At 43.8% G+C, this 20,732-nt stretch carries 22 protein-coding genes; 6 read left to right on the top strand and 16 right to left on the bottom strand.

Annotation, left to right across the window (positions count from 1 at the left end):
• Positions 1–2: 2 nt before the first annotated feature.
• Genes FM019_RS17970 through FM019_RS17955 form a run of 4 tightly spaced genes read left to right on the top strand, consistent with a single transcriptional unit; the run spans position 3 to position 2,717 of the window.
• Positions 3–1,346: a cytochrome c3 family protein gene (locus FM019_RS17970; RefSeq protein ID WP_143837353.1), complete on the top strand. Its 1,344-nt coding sequence runs from the start codon at positions 3–5 to the stop codon at positions 1,344–1,346.
• A gap of 33 nt (positions 1,347–1,379) precedes the next feature.
• Entirely contained in the window at positions 1,380–1,964 is a 585-nt protein-coding gene (locus FM019_RS17965; RefSeq protein WP_143837352.1) for a DUF3365 domain-containing protein, read from the top strand.
• A gap of 1 nt (position 1,965) precedes the next feature.
• Positions 1,966–2,283 carry a c-type cytochrome gene (locus FM019_RS17960; protein WP_221934396.1) on the top strand — a complete coding sequence of 106 codons (318 nt, stop codon included), beginning with the start codon at positions 1,966–1,968 and terminating at the stop codon, positions 2,281–2,283.
• Positions 2,284–2,300: 17 nt separating this feature from the next.
• Positions 2,301–2,717 (top strand): globin family protein, encoded by a 417-nt coding sequence (locus tag FM019_RS17955; RefSeq protein ID WP_143837351.1) that lies wholly within the window; start codon positions 2,301–2,303, stop codon positions 2,715–2,717.
• A 62-nt stretch (positions 2,718–2,779) separates the two neighbouring features.
• On the opposite strand, the gene FM019_RS17950 is transcribed toward FM019_RS17955, so the two are convergent.
• Both FM019_RS17950 and FM019_RS17945 read right to left on the bottom strand, forming a co-directional pair.
• Complete coding sequence (locus tag FM019_RS17950; RefSeq protein ID WP_143837350.1) at positions 2,780–3,214, bottom strand: nuclear transport factor 2 family protein; 435 nt, start codon at positions 3,212–3,214, stop codon at positions 2,780–2,782.
• Positions 3,215–3,276: 62 nt separating this feature from the next.
• Positions 3,277–4,047, bottom strand: coding sequence for an alpha/beta hydrolase (locus FM019_RS17945; protein ID WP_260681664.1), 771 nt, complete (start codon positions 4,045–4,047; stop codon positions 3,277–3,279).
• 249 nt (positions 4,048–4,296) lie between these two features.
• Here FM019_RS17945 and FM019_RS17940 point away from each other — a divergent pair, with 249 nt between their 5' ends.
• On the top strand, positions 4,297–5,256 hold the full coding sequence (locus FM019_RS17940; RefSeq protein WP_143837349.1) for an SDR family NAD(P)-dependent oxidoreductase: 960 nt from the start codon (positions 4,297–4,299) through the stop codon (positions 5,254–5,256).
• Positions 5,257–5,326: 70 nt separating this feature from the next.
• Here FM019_RS17940 and FM019_RS17935 read toward each other — a convergent pair whose 3' ends face one another.
• The 14 genes from FM019_RS17935 to FM019_RS17870 form a co-directional block, all read right to left on the bottom strand.
• Positions 5,327–6,400, bottom strand: a complete 1,074-nt coding sequence (locus FM019_RS17935) for a c-type cytochrome (protein ID WP_260681663.1) — start codon at positions 6,398–6,400, stop codon at positions 5,327–5,329.
• Between the two features lie 172 nt (positions 6,401–6,572).
• On the bottom strand, positions 6,573–8,513 hold the full coding sequence (locus tag FM019_RS17930) for an alpha/beta hydrolase family protein (RefSeq protein WP_143837347.1): 1,941 nt from the start codon (positions 8,511–8,513) through the stop codon (positions 6,573–6,575).
• Between the two features lie 97 nt (positions 8,514–8,610).
• Positions 8,611–9,609, bottom strand: a complete 999-nt coding sequence (locus tag FM019_RS17925; protein ID WP_143837346.1) for a JmjC domain-containing protein — start codon at positions 9,607–9,609, stop codon at positions 8,611–8,613.
• A 441-nt stretch (positions 9,610–10,050) separates the two neighbouring features.
• The gene (locus FM019_RS17920; protein WP_143837345.1) at positions 10,051–10,425 is read right to left on the bottom strand and encodes a hypothetical protein; all 375 of its coding nucleotides are present in this window, start codon (positions 10,423–10,425) and stop codon (positions 10,051–10,053) included.
• 28 nt (positions 10,426–10,453) lie between these two features.
• Positions 10,454–10,639: a hypothetical protein gene (locus FM019_RS17915; protein ID WP_143837344.1), complete on the bottom strand. Its 186-nt coding sequence runs from the start codon at positions 10,637–10,639 to the stop codon at positions 10,454–10,456.
• Positions 10,640–10,965: 326 nt separating this feature from the next.
• Positions 10,966–12,675, bottom strand: a complete 1,710-nt coding sequence (locus FM019_RS17910) for a Na(+)/H(+) antiporter subunit D (RefSeq protein WP_143837343.1) — start codon at positions 12,673–12,675, stop codon at positions 10,966–10,968.
• Positions 12,665–12,982, bottom strand: a complete 318-nt coding sequence (locus FM019_RS17905; RefSeq protein ID WP_143837342.1) for a hypothetical protein — start codon at positions 12,980–12,982, stop codon at positions 12,665–12,667. The genes FM019_RS17910 and FM019_RS17905 overlap by 11 nt, the downstream gene beginning before the upstream one ends.
• 2 nt (positions 12,983–12,984) lie before the next feature.
• The gene (locus FM019_RS17900; RefSeq protein ID WP_143837341.1) at positions 12,985–14,451 is read right to left on the bottom strand and encodes a monovalent cation/H+ antiporter subunit D family protein; all 1,467 of its coding nucleotides are present in this window, start codon (positions 14,449–14,451) and stop codon (positions 12,985–12,987) included.
• Positions 14,448–15,938: a monovalent cation/H+ antiporter subunit D family protein gene (locus tag FM019_RS17895; protein WP_143837340.1), complete on the bottom strand. Its 1,491-nt coding sequence runs from the start codon at positions 15,936–15,938 to the stop codon at positions 14,448–14,450. Before FM019_RS17895 ends, FM019_RS17900 begins: the two co-directional genes overlap by 4 nt.
• Before the next feature lie 5 nt (positions 15,939–15,943).
• Positions 15,944–16,303, bottom strand: coding sequence for a cation:proton antiporter subunit C (locus tag FM019_RS17890; protein ID WP_143837339.1), 360 nt, complete (start codon positions 16,301–16,303; stop codon positions 15,944–15,946).
• Positions 16,300–17,286 carry a DUF4040 domain-containing protein gene (locus tag FM019_RS17885; protein WP_143837338.1) on the bottom strand — a complete coding sequence of 329 codons (987 nt, stop codon included), beginning with the start codon at positions 17,284–17,286 and terminating at the stop codon, positions 16,300–16,302. The genes FM019_RS17890 and FM019_RS17885 overlap by 4 nt, the downstream gene beginning before the upstream one ends.
• Complete coding sequence (gene mnhG, locus FM019_RS17880; protein WP_143837337.1) at positions 17,283–17,627, bottom strand: monovalent cation/H(+) antiporter subunit G; 345 nt, start codon at positions 17,625–17,627, stop codon at positions 17,283–17,285. Before mnhG ends, FM019_RS17885 begins: the two co-directional genes overlap by 4 nt.
• Positions 17,620–17,895 carry a monovalent cation/H+ antiporter complex subunit F gene (locus FM019_RS17875; protein ID WP_260681662.1) on the bottom strand — a complete coding sequence of 92 codons (276 nt, stop codon included), beginning with the start codon at positions 17,893–17,895 and terminating at the stop codon, positions 17,620–17,622. The genes mnhG and FM019_RS17875 overlap by 8 nt, the downstream gene beginning before the upstream one ends.
• Before the next feature lie 2 nt (positions 17,896–17,897).
• Complete coding sequence (locus FM019_RS17870) at positions 17,898–18,419, bottom strand: Na+/H+ antiporter subunit E (protein WP_143837336.1); 522 nt, start codon at positions 18,417–18,419, stop codon at positions 17,898–17,900.
• 387 nt (positions 18,420–18,806) lie between these two features.
• Here FM019_RS17870 and FM019_RS17865 point away from each other — a divergent pair, with 387 nt between their 5' ends.
• A complete protein-coding gene (locus FM019_RS17865) occupies positions 18,807–20,723 on the top strand; it encodes an ATP-dependent DNA helicase (RefSeq protein ID WP_143837335.1) in 1,917 nt (638 codons plus the stop codon).
• The last annotated feature ends 9 nt before the right edge of the window (positions 20,724–20,732 follow it).

Below are 20,732 nucleotides of genomic sequence, written 5' to 3'. Positions count from 1 at the left end.
ATATGACCCAAAGAACACGCAGATATATGTGGCTAACCTGGTTAATTCTAGCCATTGGTATCGCTACGTTTTACGCAAATCAAATGTTTGTACAAGCGCAGAAACCAGAGCTGCTAATAGGCGAAACTAGCTACGGTCATTATCAAATCGAATTGCAATGCACTGCGTGTCATGAATCAGCATTTGGTGGCCAGGACGTACTACAAAATGCGTGTATTTCGTGCCATGGACAAGAGTTGAAAGAAGCACAAGACTCTCATCCCAAATCCAAGTTTACCGACCCTCGAAATATTGATCGGTTAGAAAAAGTCGATGCTCGCTACTGTGTTTCTTGTCATACCGAACATAACCCAGATTTGATGCGCCCGATGGGAGTGAGTTTACCTGAGGATTTTTGTTTTCATTGTCATCAAGATATTGCCCAAGAACGTCCTTCTCACGAAGGAATGGAGTTTCAAACCTGTGCAAGTTCCGGGTGCCACAATTTTCATGACAACCGAGCCTTGTATGAAGATTTCTTGGTGAAACACGCGAAGGGCAAGTGGTTAGATATGACAAAGGGGATAGCTGATACGGATATTAAGCGCTATGTCTCGTCATTAACGGATTTGCCTGAACAATTGCCTGCTATGGATGTGCCAGAAGACAAACTCACTGCCGCTTCATCCATACATGATGATTGGCTGTCTTCTTCTCACAGTGCCGCAAATGTGGGCTGCAATGCTTGTCATGGTAGCGCAGCATCATGGCAGGATAAACCGACGCACCAAGTATGCGCCTCGTGTCATGAGAACGAAGTAAGCACCTTTTTGCAAGGCAAACATGGGATGCGCTTAGCCAATGACTTGCCAGCGATGACACCGAATTTGGCCATTCAACGACAAACTCACTTGGCGTTTAATCAAACGAATCATGAGACGAGTTTAACCTGTTCATCTTGCCATGATCCCCATCAGGTAAATGTTCAGGAGGCTAAAGTTAACAGTTGCCTTAGCTGCCATTCTGATGAACACAGTGAAGCATTTCTTAGCTCTCCACACGGGCAAACCTGGCTGCAGTTTGAAGCCGGTCAAATCGAAGAAAATCAAGCGGTTAGCTGTTCTACTTGCCACCTCCCCCGAATGGAGTTTGAGCACCATGGTCAGCAAAATACGCTGGTGCAACATAATCAAAATGCAACGTTACGCCCTAACGAAAAAATGATCAGAACGACTTGCATGAGCTGCCATAGCTTGTCGTTTTCAATCGACGCCTTAGCCGATCCTAATTTAATTCAAAACAATTTTTCTGGCACACCAAGTCAGCATATTCCGAGCATCGATATGTCGTTAAAGCGAGCTCAATAACGCGAGAAACCAAAAGTGAAACAGGAGATACACATGAAATACGCAAAATCTATAGCGCTCGTAGCTGCTTTAGGCGCCACCACGCTTGTTGTCAGTTGTGGCGGGGAAACTGAGCAAGCTGGCATCGAACCCAAAGTGTTTACCGACTCTTTGTTTGCGGTAATGAAGTCAGACAGAACTAATTACACCAAGCTAATTGTACAAAGACTCGGCCCAAATAAAGGCGCATTTATTAAGCCTGATGAACATTGGGAAGATCTCGATCAGGGAGCCCCGTTGCCTGCGCAAATGTTCCGATACGGCGCTGAAGGTGTCGCTGAGATCACTGACGAGTTTACTTACTCATTGCAGTCATTATGGCCAGTAAATAAGCAAAATGCGCCCAAAACCCCAATCGAAAAGGAAGGTTTGGAGTTTATCAAAGATAACCCAGGCCAAAACTTTTATGGTCAAGAAAAATTAGGCGACGTGAATTACTTCACTGCGGTTTATGCCGACGTAGCGGTTTCACCGGCCTGTACATCCTGTCATAACGAACACAAAGATTCCCCTCGCACTGATTTTAAAATTGGCGAAGTGATGGGCGGCGTTGTGATTCGAGTGCCAGTAGGTAATTAAGGTGAAACTACTTAAATTTCAATCGCTTGTTGCTCTGCTTGTATGCATGTTAGTCACCGGATGTGCAGAAAAAACACCACATCCAGGCGAACAGGTATGGGTAAACAACTGCAAAGTTTGCCATGAGGTTGGATTGGCTGGCTCCCCGGTTTTTGGTGACGTAAACGCATGGAAAAAACGCATTGCTAGAGGCAAGGCGTCTTTGTACGAGCACGCATTAAATGGCTGGGGGGATATGCCGGCAAAAGGCGGAAACCCTGATCTGACTGACGACGAAGTGAAACAAGCTGTTGAATACATGGTGATCAACAGTCAATAAAAAATGAGGAAAACCTAATGACTCCACATGAAATTAAATTGGTGCAAAACACCTTTATGCAGGTAGCGCCTATTGCTCCAAAAGCGGCTGAATTGTTCTATGCAAAACTTTTTGAGCTAGATCCAAACTTAAAGCCACTCTTTAAAGGTGATATGACGGAACAGGGCGCGAAATTGATGAAAATGATCGGGATGGCAGTGAATAGCTTAAATGATCTTGATGCGCTAGTTCCTGTTGTGCAATCTCTGGGGAAACGACATGTCGACTATGGTGTTGAAGATGAACACTACGATACTGTAGGAGAAGCCTTGTTATGGACACTAGGTCAAGGGTTAGGCGATGCCTTCGATCAAGAGGTTGAAGCTGCTTGGACCAAGACTTATGTCACCTTGGCATCCGTGATGAAAGACGCTGCTAATGTGCAAGCTGCTTGATATGTTTGGTGTTTGCAAAGGTCTGAAAAAGGAACACAACACCTTTTCAGACCTTTGAATCATCAACATGCATGTTCTTGGAAATACCAGACATTTTGAATTTTCTTATTTTCCAGTTCATAGACAGCCATACTGCATTGGCTTTTTTTAATGCCATTTGCAACCCATGATGCTTCTTCAAGCGCGTAGACAAAGTTACCGCTTGCATTGGTGAAACGGATTTTTGATTTAGCACTAGGTGTGCTCTCAAAATAACTTTGCAAAGCCTGGCGGAGCTCTTCATGGCTTGAGGTTTCAATTGCGAACTGTGGGCCTGAAACTCTCATCCAACGCAAATCTTCTGCAGAAGAATCGAGCATGGTAGCAATGTCTTTTTTGTTGAATGCGTCAACAAATTGTTCGACCATGTCGGTGTTTCCTGCGGCCATGCTGCCATGGCTTACCAGTAGTAACGCTAAAATCGTTCTAAAAATTGTTAGTTTGCTTGTCTTTTTCATTTGATTGGTTCGTCGTTTACGTTGTCGTCAATTCGATTGTAAAGCAATCGAATGGGTTACTCTTAATTTTCAAAAAAGCAAATCATCCTTTTGTAAAATTGATCAAATCCAGATATGTCGTTGTGGCCAGCTCCCTCAATCACCACCATTTGGGCGATGCCACTGCCAAATTCGTTAAATAATTTTTCAGAATGGACAACTGGAATTAACGTGTCCTGGTCTCCTGCAATAATCAAAACAGGGGCTTTGACATCTTTAGCCAGAGATAGCGAATCGTATTGGTCTTTTAGCAATAACGAAATAGGGAATAGCGGGAATTGCTTTTTCGCCAACGCTAACACGCTATCATAGGGCGTGATTAGGACCAACCGATTTACCGGCCGATTGGCAGCAAGATACATGGCTACGCCTGATCCCAAACTTCTGCCAATTACCGCTAAGCTTTGATGGCGTGAAATTAAATGGTCGTAAATCGCGATAGCATCTGAAAACAATCCGGATTTTGTTGGTTTGCCCGTGCTGCCGCCATAACCTCGGTAATTCACCAAATAAATGGTCTGGTTTGGAAACTGAACAGTAAAATCTGCCGCATTAGCAATCACCGCTTCTGCGTTGCCACCAAAATAGATAAAGCCGTTTTCTTTTCCCGCATTTAGCACAATGATGTCAATCTTTTCATTGTCGTTTTCTAGTGCTATTCGTTGGTAATTGTGTTGATAAGCACTTGTAGGGAAATAGATGAGTGCTCGTTGAAACACATAGAGTAAAGTCACCAGAACAAAATAAATTCCAACTAATACATAGACATAGTGCAGCATCAGATTTTTTCTCATGTGAGTGGCTCCTTGGGGCCAACTTTTCCAAGGACTATTGTTGCATGGAAATTTGCAAACATAACCAAACTGTAACTCAAAACCTGTTCTTGCACATGTTTACTATATTTCGGATACCTTAGTTTGAATGATAATTAACTATCCAAGAAGTAATGTCATAAACGACCTGATCTTATGTGAAACTTTGCTAATGTTTATGTCTTGGTAGTGCAATCCAACTAGTACATATTTTAAAACAAGGAAACCTCTATGCTTCGCGCCCAATTATTTATTAGCGCCATTGTCGCTATTCTTTTCACTGTAGCAACGCCCGCTAGCGCCGCTGAAGAGCGCGAAATGAAATCCATTTTGGTAACCGGTGCAAGCACTGGAATAGGCCGGAATTTGGCAGAGACTCTTGCCCAAAATGGATATCATGTCTATGCAGGAGCAAGAAAAGATAAAGACATGGAAAGCCTCAACGCAATCGAAAATATTACCGCTGTGCGCTTGGATGTCACCAAACAAGAACAGATTGATGCCGTTGTCGCCTTGATTAAAGAAAAAGGTACGGGATTGTATGCACTGGTAAACAACGCGGGTATTGGCGGAGGTGGTCCTGTATTAACCACGCCAATTGAAGACCAGACCCAGGTTTACAGGATCAATGTAGAAGGTGTTTATCGTGTAACTAAAGCTTTTGCACCGCTAGTTGTCGAGTCGAATGGACGCATCGCAACCACAGGTTCAATTGCCGGCACATTAACTAATAGCGGCTTAAATGCTTACAGTGGCAGCAAGCACTGGATAGAAGCATTTACCGACGGGCTCGCTGACGAATTATCGTCAAAAGGTGTCTCGGTCAGTGTAATTGAACCAGGTAACTATCAGTCTCACATACGCCGCAGCACAATGCGTCGTGCCTTTGATAAAATCGTTGCTGCAGGCGGTGAGATCACAGAACAGATGCAAAAACGCTATGATCAAACTGCCGCTTACGAGCTGTCACTAAAGAAACCCGATGAGGTATCGGCTGCGTACATGCATGCATTGTTCGACGAAAAGCCGCTACGTCGTTATGTTGTTACACCAAATCAACAAGAACAGGCCATCACAATCAGCACCAAGGTCCGTCAACTTGTCGAGTTGAACCAATGGGGACCACATAGTTATACACGCGATCAGTTAATCGAAATGTTGGACAAAGCTTTGGCGGAAACAGGTCAGTAGCGAAAGTAAAGTATCTATTGTGAAAAAGGGGATTGATTAATCCCCTTTGGCCGTTATTTCCCAGTAAATTTTATTCAGAACGGGTGACAGGAAAGCCCTTATTCATCCAGCCAAATATGCCTTCGTATAACACCGCAGTATTATCAAAACCCATATCCTCAAGCTGTTCCACGATATAGTCAGCAGCCGCTCTAGGGCAAGAGCAGTATGCGACGATTTGTGCATCTCTTGGCAAGTCTTTAACGCGGTTCTCCAGATTACTGTAGTAGGGGAAGGGGATAGAGCCTTCAATGTGCGCCCTTTGCCAGACGGATGTAACACGAGTGTCTAACAACACCATTTTCTTTTTCGTTTGCATCGCAGCGTAGAGCTGCTCAGAGGTAACATATCTGCCTTCGCTCAATTCCCAGTCAGGGTTTTCATTTTGCGGGTTGACGACATATTGATCCGGAGTTGGAATTGGCCGCAAAGGCATTTTTTCTTGTTTCCAACCACTGGCTTTACTGCGAATAAACGCTGTGACGTTGTCGATATCTTCTGCAGATAAGACATTTTCAAAAGCCTGCATTGGTGTATCTTGACGACCTTTTTCTATCGCATAACGGATAAATTCGTCTTTATTGTGGGCCAATGCAGACTGATTGCCCAATGCCGGAGCGGTGATCCCTTCGCCGTCTTGACCGTGGCAACTGGCACAGTTTTGTTGATATATCTGCTCCCCACGTTTTACATCACCCTTTACAGGGTCTTCTGAGAGCTTTATGCGCTCGGCCCCTGACTGCCAAAACAACCAGTAAGTTAAATCCCATGCTTCGTCCAATGTTAACGGACCGCCCACTTCGTCAAGATAACCACCCATAGGGGTGCCTTCTCGACCATATGACAGAGGCCTTAAAATGGCGTGAGGAACACCGGATTCAAACAAACTTTTGCTTCTTAAAGAAGGGGCATGATCATTGACATGGCCCTCGCGGTTTTCACCATGGCATAAGGTGCAATACTTTTTATAGTTCGCTGCGGCATTGGCTGCCTGTTCATCCGTTAGTTGTCTGGGTGGCCTCTGTTTTTCATAGGTCTTGGCTATAGATGCATGAGAAATAACGGCATAAGTAACAGCCAGCAATACAATTAAATATTTTTTCACTACTATCAATCCTTGTGAGTTCAGCATAACGCTGCAGGTTCACTTATAACGTTTCATATATTCAATATACATTACTTTATCGAATCTAAAATAATAGTGACTTTCAGGCCAAAGAGCATCGATAGGCGATTAAATGCATTGATTGCTATCAAAACGATTTAATTATCGACCGTTAATCTGCATCATTTAGGTGTTGTTTTAAGAAGTTGTTCATAGCTTTAAAAGCGTCGTGCCGATTATGTTGGATGGACAAATAATGATCACCGTTTTCCAATTCAATATATTGCACAGGTTTACCTAGGTCTCTCAATTTTTCTTCAAGATTCTGGCTTTGCCTAACATTCACAACTGTGTCTTTGGCTCCGTGAATTAATAAAATCGGAATGTTGATCTTTTCCGCTTGAAAAAGAGGTGAGCGTTTTATCAAATCATCGGCATCTTCACCTATCTGGTTTTCGACAAATTTTCGATTGACGTAGTAGCGACTCTTAAACACTAAACTCTTTAAATCGCTGACCCCTGCAAAGCTAATTGCACACTTAAACAAATCTGGTGTTTTTACCGCGGCCATTGCTGCTGCATAGCCGCCGTAGCTTGCCCCAACAATACACATGCGCTCAGGATCGGCTATTTTCTCAGCCACTAACCAATTGGCGGCATCGGTTAAATCATCCTGCAAAACTAATCCCCAATTTCTCTTTTGGCTCTGGGCAAACTGATATCCGTAGCCTTTCGAGCCTCTGAAATTTGGGCGAAATACAGCATAGCCCCGGCTCACAAAAAACGAAGTCCAGTAATCGAACCCGCTAGTGTCACGGACACCAGGGCCTCCATGAGGAAATAATATTGTTGCGACAGGCTGCTTTGTGTTTATAGGTAAGGTTAAATAACCTTCAATTTTTGTCTTGTCAGATGCGTAATATTCAACACGTTTATGTTCGGGTAGTTTAGTCTGTCTCAACTCAGGGTATTGCGAAAGAATATGAGTAACTTTGCCCGTTCGCCTGTTCGCCAAGTAATAAGAGCCCGGTGTATGACCGTTTTCACTGTAAAAAATATAAACGTATTCATCTTCGCTGAAATCGACCAGCCTATTGGTATATTCTGGTCGTGCAGAATCTAGTCGGTGCTGTAGGTTTTTGCGTTGTTCATCCCAATATATATTTCCAGTTATATGCGTTAGGCCTATCACCTCCTGAGAATGCTTAGAATAGATGAGTGATCCATCTGCATCATAGTCCTTATCTGCAAAAACGAGTTGGTGCGTATTGGTACTTAGGTCGACTTTAAAAAGCGCTTTCTTATCATTTTTGTATTTAGTGTAGAACAACTCGTTAGGGTTTTTTGCGAAACCAAGTGGGGTAACAGGAGGGTCCTCAAGTCCATTAAATTTAAATAGACTTATCCATTTAGAATCATCACCTTGGCGCACAAAAATCTGATATTCACCACTATCATAATCGATTGATTGTCCTAGCCTGACATGGCCCTGCTGGTCGGTCATCCAATGCCTGATTTTTAATTTTCTGTTTTCAACTTTTCTAGCTTTTGAAGTGTAGATATTGAGTTTAAAAACGCTTGGCAAGTTCGCCGTTCGCGCGTCCAGACTAATTAGAATATGCTCGGGATCATCAGGTAATAGGTCGATTACCGTGTCTTCAAATTGAGAAAAATGTTGCCTGTTTGGTATTGTCGTATTGTTTATAAGTCTTCTTTGCTCGACTTTTTCCTTGCCAATATCTATTGCTAACAATTGACTATGTTTTACTTTGACAGTTGCCTTGTGACGGATGAAGTTAGCGCCGAGTATAATGGTTTGGTTATTTGCCCATTTGAACCACCTTACTTTGCCAACAAGATTGTCTGTTTGTAATAGTCTCGTAAGTAAGCCAGTATTAAAATCCGCAACCATCAAAAGTGTGAGTTCAGGGTCTTGAATATTTTGAATGAAGGCGATTTTCGTTCCGTCTGGAGAAATAGCAGGTGATTCGATGTAAGGAAGTCGACTAAAAGCCTCAACTGGTATCTCGCTGGCTTCGGCGGCTCTGCCAACTAGAAATGAAAACAATATTAGACAGGTTAAGTTAATACTGGTTACTACAAACGTATTCATTTGAAATGCTTTAGTCCCTTAAAATCGTATGAACTCGCCTAGTTTACCTTCCCGTCAATTTTTAGCCCAATAAAATTTTTAGAATGCTCATTCAGCCTCACTCAACATATTCAGCCAGTCTCTCAGGGTAGGGCCCTTGATAAAGTTGATGCGTTGCGGCGATTTGCCACCAGGAGCCGAGAAGCGTATCCATCGTCGAGGGTTGAACATTGTTTGTGCCTAGAACGGCTTTTAGCGCGTTACTTAGCTCTTTTGGCATGGATCCTTCTGCTTCAGTCTTTTGTTTAAGGAAGCGTGTCGGCTCAAAAAAGTACATTTTGAATTTGTTAATTGATGTCATGTGATCTGGAAGCGACACATCTCCGCCTTGCAGCATTTTGTTTAATTGCATGCACAAGATATGCATTGGAAATGGCGAACCCATATGGAAGCTTACCGAGACAGAGGCCTCCTCACCCAGAGAAACCACCTCATGCATGGCTCCTGTAGGAATAAATAAAATTTGACCTGGTTCTAAATCAAACACCATAGGTTCAGACGCCATTCGCCCTTCAAAATCAGCATGATTGAAAATGACATCATGAGTATGTTTTTCCGGTAAAGGCCACACGGTTACACGTTTGCGCCCAGCCATATGGAATAAAAAACCATCAAATGGATCGCAATGGGCATCGTAAACATGTTCACCGCAACTCATCCACAAAGTTGATCGCACGTAACTGCCAAACCTGTGACATTGGGTTAGTCTATTGTGGAAATGGGTATCGTATATCTGCCAGGCCCAAGAGGCATTATCTCGCACTGTGCCATCGCCTGCGCAAAAATCGATTAACGGTAGACTGCCGTGAACGGGTTTGCCATCAACAATGCGCTGTCGAAATTTTTCGAAACTAGCAGAATCTTCTTGGTCGAAATACAGCAGCGATGATTTTTCAGATGCAGTTGAAGTATCTCGATACTGCATATCTGCTTCAACAATATTGTTGGCAAACATACTCAGCGCCCAGGGAATTGAAGATTCAGGGTGAGACATATCGTCAGGAAAATTTAGTACTTTTGGCGCGTGGGTTTGAAGGCACTCATTGGGTCGGGTCATAGTATTTTCTTACCGGGAAAACGGATAAATGGAAAAGGAAAAAAGAAAAAAAGGAAAATGCCCCAATGCAAGCTTGCAGATCTACATCAGGCTTTATTCTTCGACGGAACTAGAAATTGGTACGAACCGTTAGTATGACTTGTTAGTAGGGGAATACCGACGAATTAATCAGGGAATTTTGTAAGCAGAGATGACTCGAGTCGGACTTGAATTGAGAATGAACTCTTAAAGTGAATATGAAATCTAGTAGACGATGGTCGCAGTCACGCAGGTGTCATATTGTTTTTTTACAAAAGACATGGCTTATCGGAGCATAGTGCCCAGGCACATTTTGTAAATGTTCTGCCGATGAAAAAGAAGCCAACCAAATAGTTTGGTTGGCTCCGGATATCAGAATTTGACTGATTTTTAGTGTATCAAATTAAAGACAGTCGATGTCTGTTAACACTCAGATTCGTCACCGCCAGTTTTCTTTTTCAGCTCGATGCAGGCTTCTTTAAGTTTTTGCGCACTGGCATCTTTCATGTCAGCAGACTTTTCTTCTGCAGCATCTTTTAGCTCGGATGTTTTGTCTGCTATGGCATCAGACATGTCTTCTGTCTTATCTTCAATGGCATCGGCCATGTCAGCCGATTTTTCTTCCATCGCATCGACCAGATCCTCAGCTTTGTCTTCAGTTGCTTCGGCCATTTCGTCTAGCTTAGCAGCGGCTGCTTCTTTTGTTTCTTCAGCAGAGTCTTTTTGTGCATCTGTGCAGCCAGTCATTAATAATCCTGCGGCAATTAGTGAGGCTAGTGTTAGGTGTTTAAATTTCATGGTGATTCCCTTAGTTTCAATATTGTTGTTAGTGTAGCAGTTCTTTCTTAAGCGCTTGGGTAAACGTCAATGTCACAAACGTAAATACGCCTAGGTAGCATATAGTGTTAACTGTCCAAGACATAACTAATTGTGCAAAAGAGATGCCTTTAATTTTCGCTAGTAGGGTGGTGAACATAACTGCGAAAATAGAAATCGTTAGCCAAATCATCATAGAGTTCTCCTTTTGCTATCAAATTAAACACAACGATAGTAAATCTGATAATGCTATTATTGGGCCAAAGTTAAAAATTTTAGTAAAAACAATAGGATATTCTATATTCTTATTAGGGATTGCACATGAATGGTGATTTTTCGTCTCTAATTGAAGACACTAATATTGGATTTGCCAAAAAATGGTGAGACAGAGGGTAGTAAATCTGACTAGATAAATACGCCTTAAACAAAAGAGTGCAACGTTGGCTACTACCCGAACCTAAATAAAGTTATACGAGGGTTAGAGATAAACCCTCGTTTTCGAATAATAAACTCGTATTGTATTTACAAGTAGTAGAGTAATACATAAGCAGATAACAAAATCGCTATCCACAAAGCAGTGCTACCCACTCGCCAAGATCGTGCAAATATGCCTCTTTCTTTACTATCCGCAGTATGCGGTTGGCCAAGGTAACGCACGGCAATACCGTGCAAAAAGTGCTGTGAGCGAATTCTTTGCCGTTCTATGACAGCGTTTAACGAGCTAAAGCCATTTTCAATAATCTTCAATATAGAAAACGCCAGTCGACGCCACAACCAATCTGTATCCAGACTAATGGTCATGGTGCGCTTCATCAACGGCAGAAGGACAAAAAACGCGAGGCCAGAGAACAATAAGAGCTGCAAGTAAAACAACACTTTACCAGCAGTGTAAGGTTCATAATCAACGGCATAAGGCAGTAAACCGTATAACAATTCAGGGAATACACCGAGTAAAATACACAAACCAGCAAAAATGGCCATGGCTAACCCCATATTCCATGGAGCATCTTTGGGCCTCAAACCGGAATCTTTTTGAAAAAATACAAACCAAGGGAATTTAATTCCTGCATGCAAAAATACCCCCGCAGATGCTGCGGTTAAGCCAAGATAAACCCACATCAAATTGCTGTCTACAGCTGCCTGAGAGATCATACTTTTAGTGGTAAATCCCGACGTTAATGGGAAGCTGGAAATCGCTAAAGCGCCAATAATACCGCACGTTGCGGTTATTGGCATGGTACGAAACAACCCACCCAACTCGATACATTTGTTTTTGCCAGTGCGGTAAATCACCACGCCCGCACTCATAAACAACAAGGCTTTATAAACAATATGGGCAAAGGCATGTGCAGTGGCGCCATTTAACGCCATTTCTGTCCCTATACCTACGGCAACCACCATGAATCCCACCTGGTTAACAATGGAATATGCCAGTATTCGCCGCACATCGTTTTCCAGTAGCGCATAAATAATACCGTACATCACCATAAAGAGGCCCAAGCCAATTAAAACCGGTTCTCCAGGGAATAATAAGATTAAAGCCAGTACGGCTGTTTTTGTGGTAAACGCTGATAAAAAGACCGACCCGGTTGCACTGGATTCTGGATAGGCATCCGATAACCAGGCAGACACTGGGGGGGCTGCAGCGTTTATTAAAATACCAATTAGTATCATCCATGTACTAAAATCTGTCGCCAACATTGCTTGAATTTGAATTGAGCCCGTACCGATAACAACACCCTCAATACCGACTTTCAGTATGACACCGCCCATTAAATGCATAATGGCATATCTGATACCAGCAGTACGCGCACCCGGTGTACCGCCACACCAAACAACAATCGTAGAGAACAGAGCCATCAACTCCCAATACAAAAAGAGTGTGATCAGATCACCAGCGAAACAAACGCCAATAGCACCCGCTGCATACGCATAAGCGGCAGCAAGTTCGTACCAACGCGCGATCCGAAATGCGTACAGGCCACCTACAAACACCATGATCGCGAATACCGTTGCAAACAATCGCCTTAAGGGACTGCCCTCAACTGGCTCAACGTGATAAGAAAGAAACTTTACTGTTCCTTGTACACCGTCTGGCACTTGCCATATGGCCCACAAGGTAATCAGAGGAGCGATTAAAATGACTGCTGTTCTAGCATGACCTTTAACCAAGCCGATTAACGCAGCAGCGATAAGAAGAATAAGGGCAGGAGACAACATTTCATATGGCATTGTTGTCTTCCTCTAAAGCACTTTTTGAGTTTTGGTTGTTAACCGGTTGTTCTGATTCATCGTAATAGTTTTCAGGACGTTTTAAGAAAAACCCAAGTAATTTTGCCACTAGCACCATCAGTAAACAGCTGACAAATCCATAAACCGCACCAAATCCAAACCACGCATCAACGCCGAAGTATCCTTTTACGTATATCACTGTTTGTGTCAATACGGTCAATGCCAAAATAATGCTGGAACCAATCCAGAGTTTGCGAATTGTCGAGGGCCTTACTAGCCAATGTAGTTGTTTTTCTTCTTCATTCATGATCAATTCAGCCCCTTAACTACTTGGCTTTCTAATTCAATGACCGGTCCGTTGAATAAGAAGAAGGCCAGGGTTAATAAAGCTGTGACGCACAGGGCAAAAACAGCCATAAATGGCGCTTCACCGTGTTCTTTAGCACCCTCTTGTTCTTTCTCAAACCAAGCCATATAAATGAGTGGTAGAAAATACGCAGCATTGAGCACAGTACTCGCGATAATGGTAAATACAGCAACGAGATTGTTGGCTTCAAATGCACCAGCCAGAATGTACCACTTAGATACAAAGCCTGCGGTAGGTGGAACACCGATCATGCTTAGAGCGCCAATTGTAAATGCTGTCATCGTCCACGGCATTCTTCGACCGATACCACGCAATTGATGCACTTCTGTTTTCTTAGCGGCCACGTAAATTGCCCCAGCTGCGAAAAACAGTGTGATTTTCCCAAAAGCATGAGCCACCATGTGAATAGCCGCGCCGACTTCTGCCAGAGGTTTAAGTATCGCGGCTGCCATCACAACGTAAGACAATTGTGCAATAGTAGAATAGGCTAACAAGCGTTTTATATTGGTTTGCCGCAAAGCAACCACACTCGCGGTGATAATGGTGAATGCAGCTACGTATAACAACCAGCCTGAATTTGGTGAATCGAATAAAAAGTCAACACCAAAGATATAAACAATAATTTTTGTGATGGCAAAGACGCCAGCTTTAACTACCGCTACCGCGTGTAACAATGCACTGACCGGTGTGGGGGCGACCATGGCTGCAGGTAACCATTTGTGTACGGGCATCACAGCGGCCTTACCGATACCAAATACAAATAACCCTAGTAGCAAGCCAACTGACGTATCACTGAGTTTTCCTGCGAGAATGCCTCCACTGACAAAATCACCCGTACCCGCTGCAGTGTAGGTCCAAATAATCGCTGGCAAGAATAAGCCGATAGACGTACTCAGCAGAACACCTAGGTAGATCCTGGCGGATTTTACAGTGGCTTCGTCGCCTTTGTGAGAAACCAGAGGATAGGTTGAAAGCGTTAACAACTCGTAGAATAAGAACAAAGTAAATAAGTTGCCTGCAAACGCGACGCCCATCGTAGCGCTCAAAGCAAGGGCAAAACAGGTGTAAAAGCGCGTTTGGTTTTTCTCTTTATTCCCGCGCATGTAGCCGACGGAATAAATTGAATTTATCAACCATAGTCCAGACGCCAAGGCTGCGAACAACATACCCAAGGGCTCAACTTTAAATGCAATACTCAGCCCAGGTAATACTTGAGACACTTCAACGGCTGGCCGCTCTCCGGCAATTAACGCGGGTAGCATCCCCCAAACTACAAATATCAGGGAAATCGAAGTAATTGCTGTTACCGCTTCACGAATGTTTGGCCCAAAGCGTCCGCCTAAGGCAATCAACAGGGCGCCGAGTAATGGTACAACTATCGCGGTTAATATGGCGTTTTCAGCGATCATTGCGCACCCTCCAGCAACATTCCCGCAGCTTCAGTGGCAAGCTCAAGCGGAACCTGAGGAAAGAAGCCAAAATATAGGTTCAACGCAGCAACCAACATAGTGACAGCCAATAATTGTATCGGAGCTTCTGACTGTGGGCCTACTCCCTCAACAGGCGCTTTAAAATAAAGGGCCTCAATGATGCGCCAAACATAAGCAACAGCCATCAATGAACTAAGCAAAATAATAGCCACTAAAAACCAACCCCATGGGCCAATTTGCAAAGAGGCACTGATGAGCAGCCACTTGCTAATGAATCCTGCAGTGCCGGGAATGCCAATCAGGCTCAAACCACAAATTACCACGGTTGCACATGTCCAAGGCATTTTAGTTGACGCACCGCCTAATTGGTCTAAGCGTAAATCGCGATAATGATAGGCCAGACACGCTACAGCTAAAAATAACCCGCCTTTCGCTAAGGCGTGATTAAACAAATGCACTACGCTGGCGCTCAACCCTAGGGTGCTGATAAAGCTGGCACAAAGTAAAATGTAACCAATCTGCGCAATAGATGATGAAGCGAGAAGTCTTTTCAAATGCCCCTCAAACATCGCCACCGCAGAGGCGATTAAGATCCCTAAAATGGCCATCGGCATCAGGAATAGTGCAAATTGCATGTCATGGTCGACCAATCTGGATTGAAAAACCAGATAGTCAAATTTAATCAATACATATAGCGAAACCTTAGTTGCACAGGCTGCAAGAAATACGGTAACCATGTGAGGGGCATGGGTGTAGGCATTCGGAACCCATACATGCAATGGAAACACAGCTGCTTTGAGCGCTAGTCCAATCGTAATAAAACCGGCCGCGACTAAAATTGGATTGATGTCGGTTACATCACCAATCCTATTTTGCATATCCTCTATATTGAGCGTGCCCGTCATCATATAAATCAGGCCCACACCGATGAGATAAAACGTCGCGCCAATGGTTCCCATAGTGAGGTATTTGAAAACAGCAGGCAGTGCTCTTCTATCCGGTCCACCTGCAATTAAGATGTAACTCGCCAACGAAGATATTTCCATAAACACAAAAATATTAAAGGCGTCTGCCGCAACGACAATACCAATTAGCCCTGCCATGGCGAGCATCCAAGCGGCATAAAACAGTGGTTGACGCTCTTCTTCAACCTGTTGATCAACACTGGGTTTGGCAGCAAGAAGTGCGCCGGCGCTGGCACCTGTCACTATCAAAAGCAGGACTGCGCTGAAGGCGTCAACTGATAGTGCTATTCCAAACGGAGCAGGCCATCCCCCCATAAAGTATTGAGGTGTCAATCCATTTAATACGCCAATTGCCAAAGTGGCGGCCATTGCGAAGCTCACTAGCGCAACGACTGTGGCTCCGGCCCATGCTAACCCTCGTGGTTGCAACAACACCATTAGTGGAGCGGATAACATTGGAATTACTACTTGAAGCGCAGGAAGGTGTGCTATTAAATCCATAATCGTTAGTCAGCGTCCAATATTTCGTTCTCTTCAATAGTGCCGTAACTTTCTTTGATACGCACCACCATGGCTAAACCCAACGCAAGCGTTGACACGCCTACAACAATAGCTGTCAGTATTAACACCTGCGGTAATGGGTTGGAAAATATCTGATTTTCAACGCCCTTTTGAATGATAGGCGCGGTACCGCCTTCCACTTTGTCCATGGTGATGTACATCAAAAAAACCGCAGACTGGAAGATGGAAAGCCCAATTAATTTTTTGATCAAATTAGCTTTGCTAATCACGGCATACAACCCCACCATCAGAACGATAGCGAACACCCAGTAATTAAAATATCCCAATAACTCCAGCAACTTCATGACACATTCTCACGCGCTGCAAAAGCATGAAATATGGATAAAAGCGCACCACATACCGCCATACCTACACCTGCTTCAATGACCAGGATACCCAACTGCTGTCCCCAAATAGGATCGGCTGATAAAACGGAATATTCCAAAAAGTTACCACCCATAAACATACATATCACGCCAACACTACCAAAAAGCAGTGCACCACCTATAACCATGCCTAACAGCACTGAGCGAGGAACCGCTTGCAATGCTTTGTTTTCTCCCTCAAGCAAGGCATAAAGGATAATACCTGTAGCAATAATTGCCCCTGCTTGAAATCCTCCACCAGGGCCATATTCCCCATGGAATTGTGTATACAGACCAAAAAGCACGATAAAAGGGATTACTAGCCTCCCCACAACTTGGGGAATGAGGTGATGCCGCAGCCCTTTATTTTGTTCTACCACTTTGTTGAGACGTTTTTGGGCAGGAGGCGGTACGCCCAAAATAAATAACACACCGATACACGCGGCAAACACTACAAAGACTTCGCCTAAGGTGTCGTATCCACGGAAACTGCTTAATATGGCCGTCACAACATTAGGAAAATCCATATGTTCGGTCGTTTTTTCTATGTACCAAGGTGCGATGTGTTGGTGAACGGGGGCGTCAGGGTCGCCTAAGCGCGGCTTATCAAAGGTGGCATAAATCATCAGCGACGCAAGGATGGCGACAGCGACACGGGCTGTTTTTCGCCCATTTATCCGTGGCTTTTCACGCTCACCGGTCAATGCCAAGGCGCAAAGAAATATTACTGTTGTCACGCCGGCTCCGACCGCAGCCTCAGTTAAGGCGACATCGGCCGCATCCAGTATAAAAAAGTTTGCGGCCATCAAAAAACTAAAGATAGACGTCAACATCACTGCAACAAACAAGTTAGTCGTGCGCACGATGGCGATGGAAGTGATGACCAATAGACTCAGAAGAAAAATCGCAAAAACAAAAATCATTCTGCTGGTTCCTCTTTTTCGACTTCATCATGGTTACTGCCAGTATCCGGCTTTAAACCCGAAAGCAGTGCCGCATTTGCTAAAGCGTAGGTCGCAGTGGGGCCGGTTAGCAGCAAAAATAGCATGATTGCAAACAACTTTAACGTCGCCAGCGTTAGCCCCGATTGCAGCATCATACCCACAAAAATCAAGATTGCGCCCATTGTATCCGTTAAGCTGGCAGCGTGAATTCTTGTATAAAAATTAGGTAGGCGTAAACCACCGATACCGCCGATTAAAACACAAACGCCACCTAGGATCAGTAATACCCAACTGAAGACATCTATTAGAATATCAATCATCTTCAAGCTCCGCTTTTCGCCTCGAACGTTTTTGGAAAAACTCAAGCACTGCTAATATGCCAACCATATTCACTAGGGCATAGGCCAACGCTAAGTCCAGAAAATCGGGTCGACCATAAAGAAATGCAGTGACCGATAACAACATCACGGTCTTGGTTCCAAAAACGTTAGCAGCTAAAACTCTATCGTAAACACTTGGGCCCATAAGTGCCCTCGTTAAGGCTAAAACCATGGTTGCCAAAATCGCAATCGACACAACAATATACATGGTTATCGGCGCTCCAAGGCGGCGGCTCTGCGATTTGCTTCACCTTTTTCGAGTTCTTTAGCACCTTCGCTGGTAATACAATGCACGGTTATCTCACCTTCATAAACATCCAATGTTACGGTGCCTGGCGACAACGTAATCGAATTCCCCAAAATCACCTGTCCGACGTCCGTTTTGGGTAATGCTTTTAGTTTGACTACCTTGGGACTGATGGGTAAAGATGGATTCAAGATTAATTTGGCAACATCAATACTGGATACCACTATCTCTTTGAGTAACCACATCCAATAACCCGGCAATCTAGGCATCAGTCGCAGCAAAGCTTTATGATGTTTGAAAAAGCCCATTCGGTAGGCCAGGTAAACGCTCAATAAGCACGAAAATATACCCAAGCTAATAAGTAAGGGTTTATATAATCCAGACCACAACAGCCAGGAAATTGATAGGATCACAAATAAAAGTATTACGGAAGAAGGCCGCGCTTTTCCTGTTTGAAACACTAGCGTAGTTTGATTATTGTTCATGATTTAGACGGATAATTTTTTAAAAGCATTTGATACACAACTTCCATATCAGGTTCACTATTTTTTCCAGCTTTTGAGGTTCCGAAGTCTGTCACAACAATATCGACAATGGCTCTCTGTGACAAGAGGGTCTTAAACTGTGTAAACATTATGTACTCAATTTGTTGCTTTTATTTTGAATATGGATCTACCTTAGATTAAATCACCTACTCTCAACAAGTGCTTTAAGACTAAATGCTTAAAAAACAGTCATATCATAGTGTTATGCGAGTTAACAGTTCGCAAGATTTTTGGCATACTGGCGAACGCTTACCAAGTTACATCATTCATTAATCAAGGAGTTAATCCAACGAATGGGTAAACTATACCCTCATCAAGGTGTTTTAGATGTCTGATGTGTCAGAACTTTTTAAAGAAAAAGGGCTACTGTCAGCGGCGATCGAGGGGTTTAGCCCTCGTCAAGCGCAGTTGGAAATGTCTCAAGCGATTGAAAAGACTATCAAAGGTAAGTCTCAACTAATTGTTGAAGCAGGAACTGGCACAGGAAAAACCTTTGCTTATCTTGCCCCCGTTATGGTGAGCAATCAAAAAGCGATCATCTCTACGGGTACCAAAAATCTACAAGAGCAGCTTTTCCACCGAGACTTACCGCTACTTAAAAAAGCCTTAGCAAGTAACCGACAAGCCGCTTTATTAAAAGGCCGGTCCAACTACCTGTGTTTGCACCGAATGGGTCAGCATAGTGGCAACAGTACGTTATTAGAAAAACAAACATTAAACGAGCTAACAGCAGTCAGGCAATGGTCGAGCACAACCAAAACCGGTGATATCGGTGAACTTAAAACGCTCGCTGAGGATGCCAGGGTTTTGCCGCTGGTCACGTCTAATGTAGAAAACTGCCTGGGGCGAGATTGCCCGGACTACGAAGATTGTTATTTGGTTAAAGCCCGTAACAAAGCGCTAGAGGCAGATATTGTTGTGGTTAATCACCATTTGTTTTTTGCTGATATGGCGCTCAAAGATACAGGTTTTGGCGAACTCATACCTGAAGCTGATGTAGTAGTGTTTGATGAAGCGCATCAGATCCCAGATATTGCCAGTGAATATTTTGGCGAAGCGCTTTCAAGTCGTCAGATCCATGATTTAGCGCGCGATATTGAAGTAGTAAAACGAACAGTGTTAAAAGACGCAGATCAACTGGTTAAAGTTGCCGAAAAGTGTCGCTTGATCGCAGCGGATTTGCGCATTCTGTTTCCTTACGATCCAGAAAAAGGTAACTGGCGAAAAATGCTTAATCGCCCCGAGATCCAAGCACAAATGAGCAAGTTGGATGAATCTTTGAATCTCCTTTACGAAGTCATAAAACTGCATCTTGGACGAGAGAAGGAAATTGATTCTTTATTTGAGCGGGTCACTCAAGCTCGGGACAAACTCAAGGTACTAACTGATATTAACCAAACTGGCGTCAGTCTATGGTACGAAACCACACCTAAACATATCATTTTGCATTTGACACCACTTAGCATTGCCAAACGTTTTGCAAGCTTTATTGAAGAGGTAGAACGAAGTTGGGTATTCACTTCTGCGACCTTAATGGTTGATGGTGGATTTAGTCATTTCCAGCGCTTAATGGGATTGGATGGTGCGAACACGCTAGCGCTGGATAGTCCTTTTGACTATGACCAGCAAGCCATCTTGTGTGTACCGCGCTATCTACCAGAACCCAGTAGTTGGGATATGAAAAACACCTTACTGGAAGTTGCCATAAAATTGATTGAAGCGAGTAATGGAAGATGCTTCCTACTTTTTACTTCTCACGCAATGCTTAAGGAAATCGCGCACAAGCTAGAAGATCGGATAAGTAACCCAATCCTGGTGCAAGGCACCACATCTAAACGAGCGTTGCTAGAAGAATATGTCAACAACAAAAAGGCTGTTTTGCTAGGGACAGGGGCGTTTTGGGAAGGCGTCGATGTTCGAGGCGATGACTTAACGTGCGTAATGATAGACAAGCTGCCTTTCGCTGCGCCGGATGACCCCTTGTTACAGGCGCGGATCGAAGATTGTCGCAAATCGGGGGCCAATCCCTTTGCGCAGATCCAAATTCCCCAAGCCGTGATATCGTTAAAGCAAGGCGCAGGAAGACTTATTAGGGATGAGACGGATAAAGGGGTGTTGGTGATATGTGATAATCGATTAATCACCAAAGATTATGCCAAAATCTTTCTGGCCAGTTTGCCACCCATGAAACGCACTCGGGATTTAAATCAAGCATTAGCTTTTTTAACCGAACTGCAAGAATAATTTAGATGA

The organism is Aliiglaciecola sp. M165 (assembly GCF_007197995.1).
GTDB lineage: Bacteria > Pseudomonadota > Gammaproteobacteria > Enterobacterales > Alteromonadaceae > Aliiglaciecola.
Note: the sequence above shows the minus strand (reverse complement) of the source record. Positions and strands in the feature narration are given on the sequence as shown.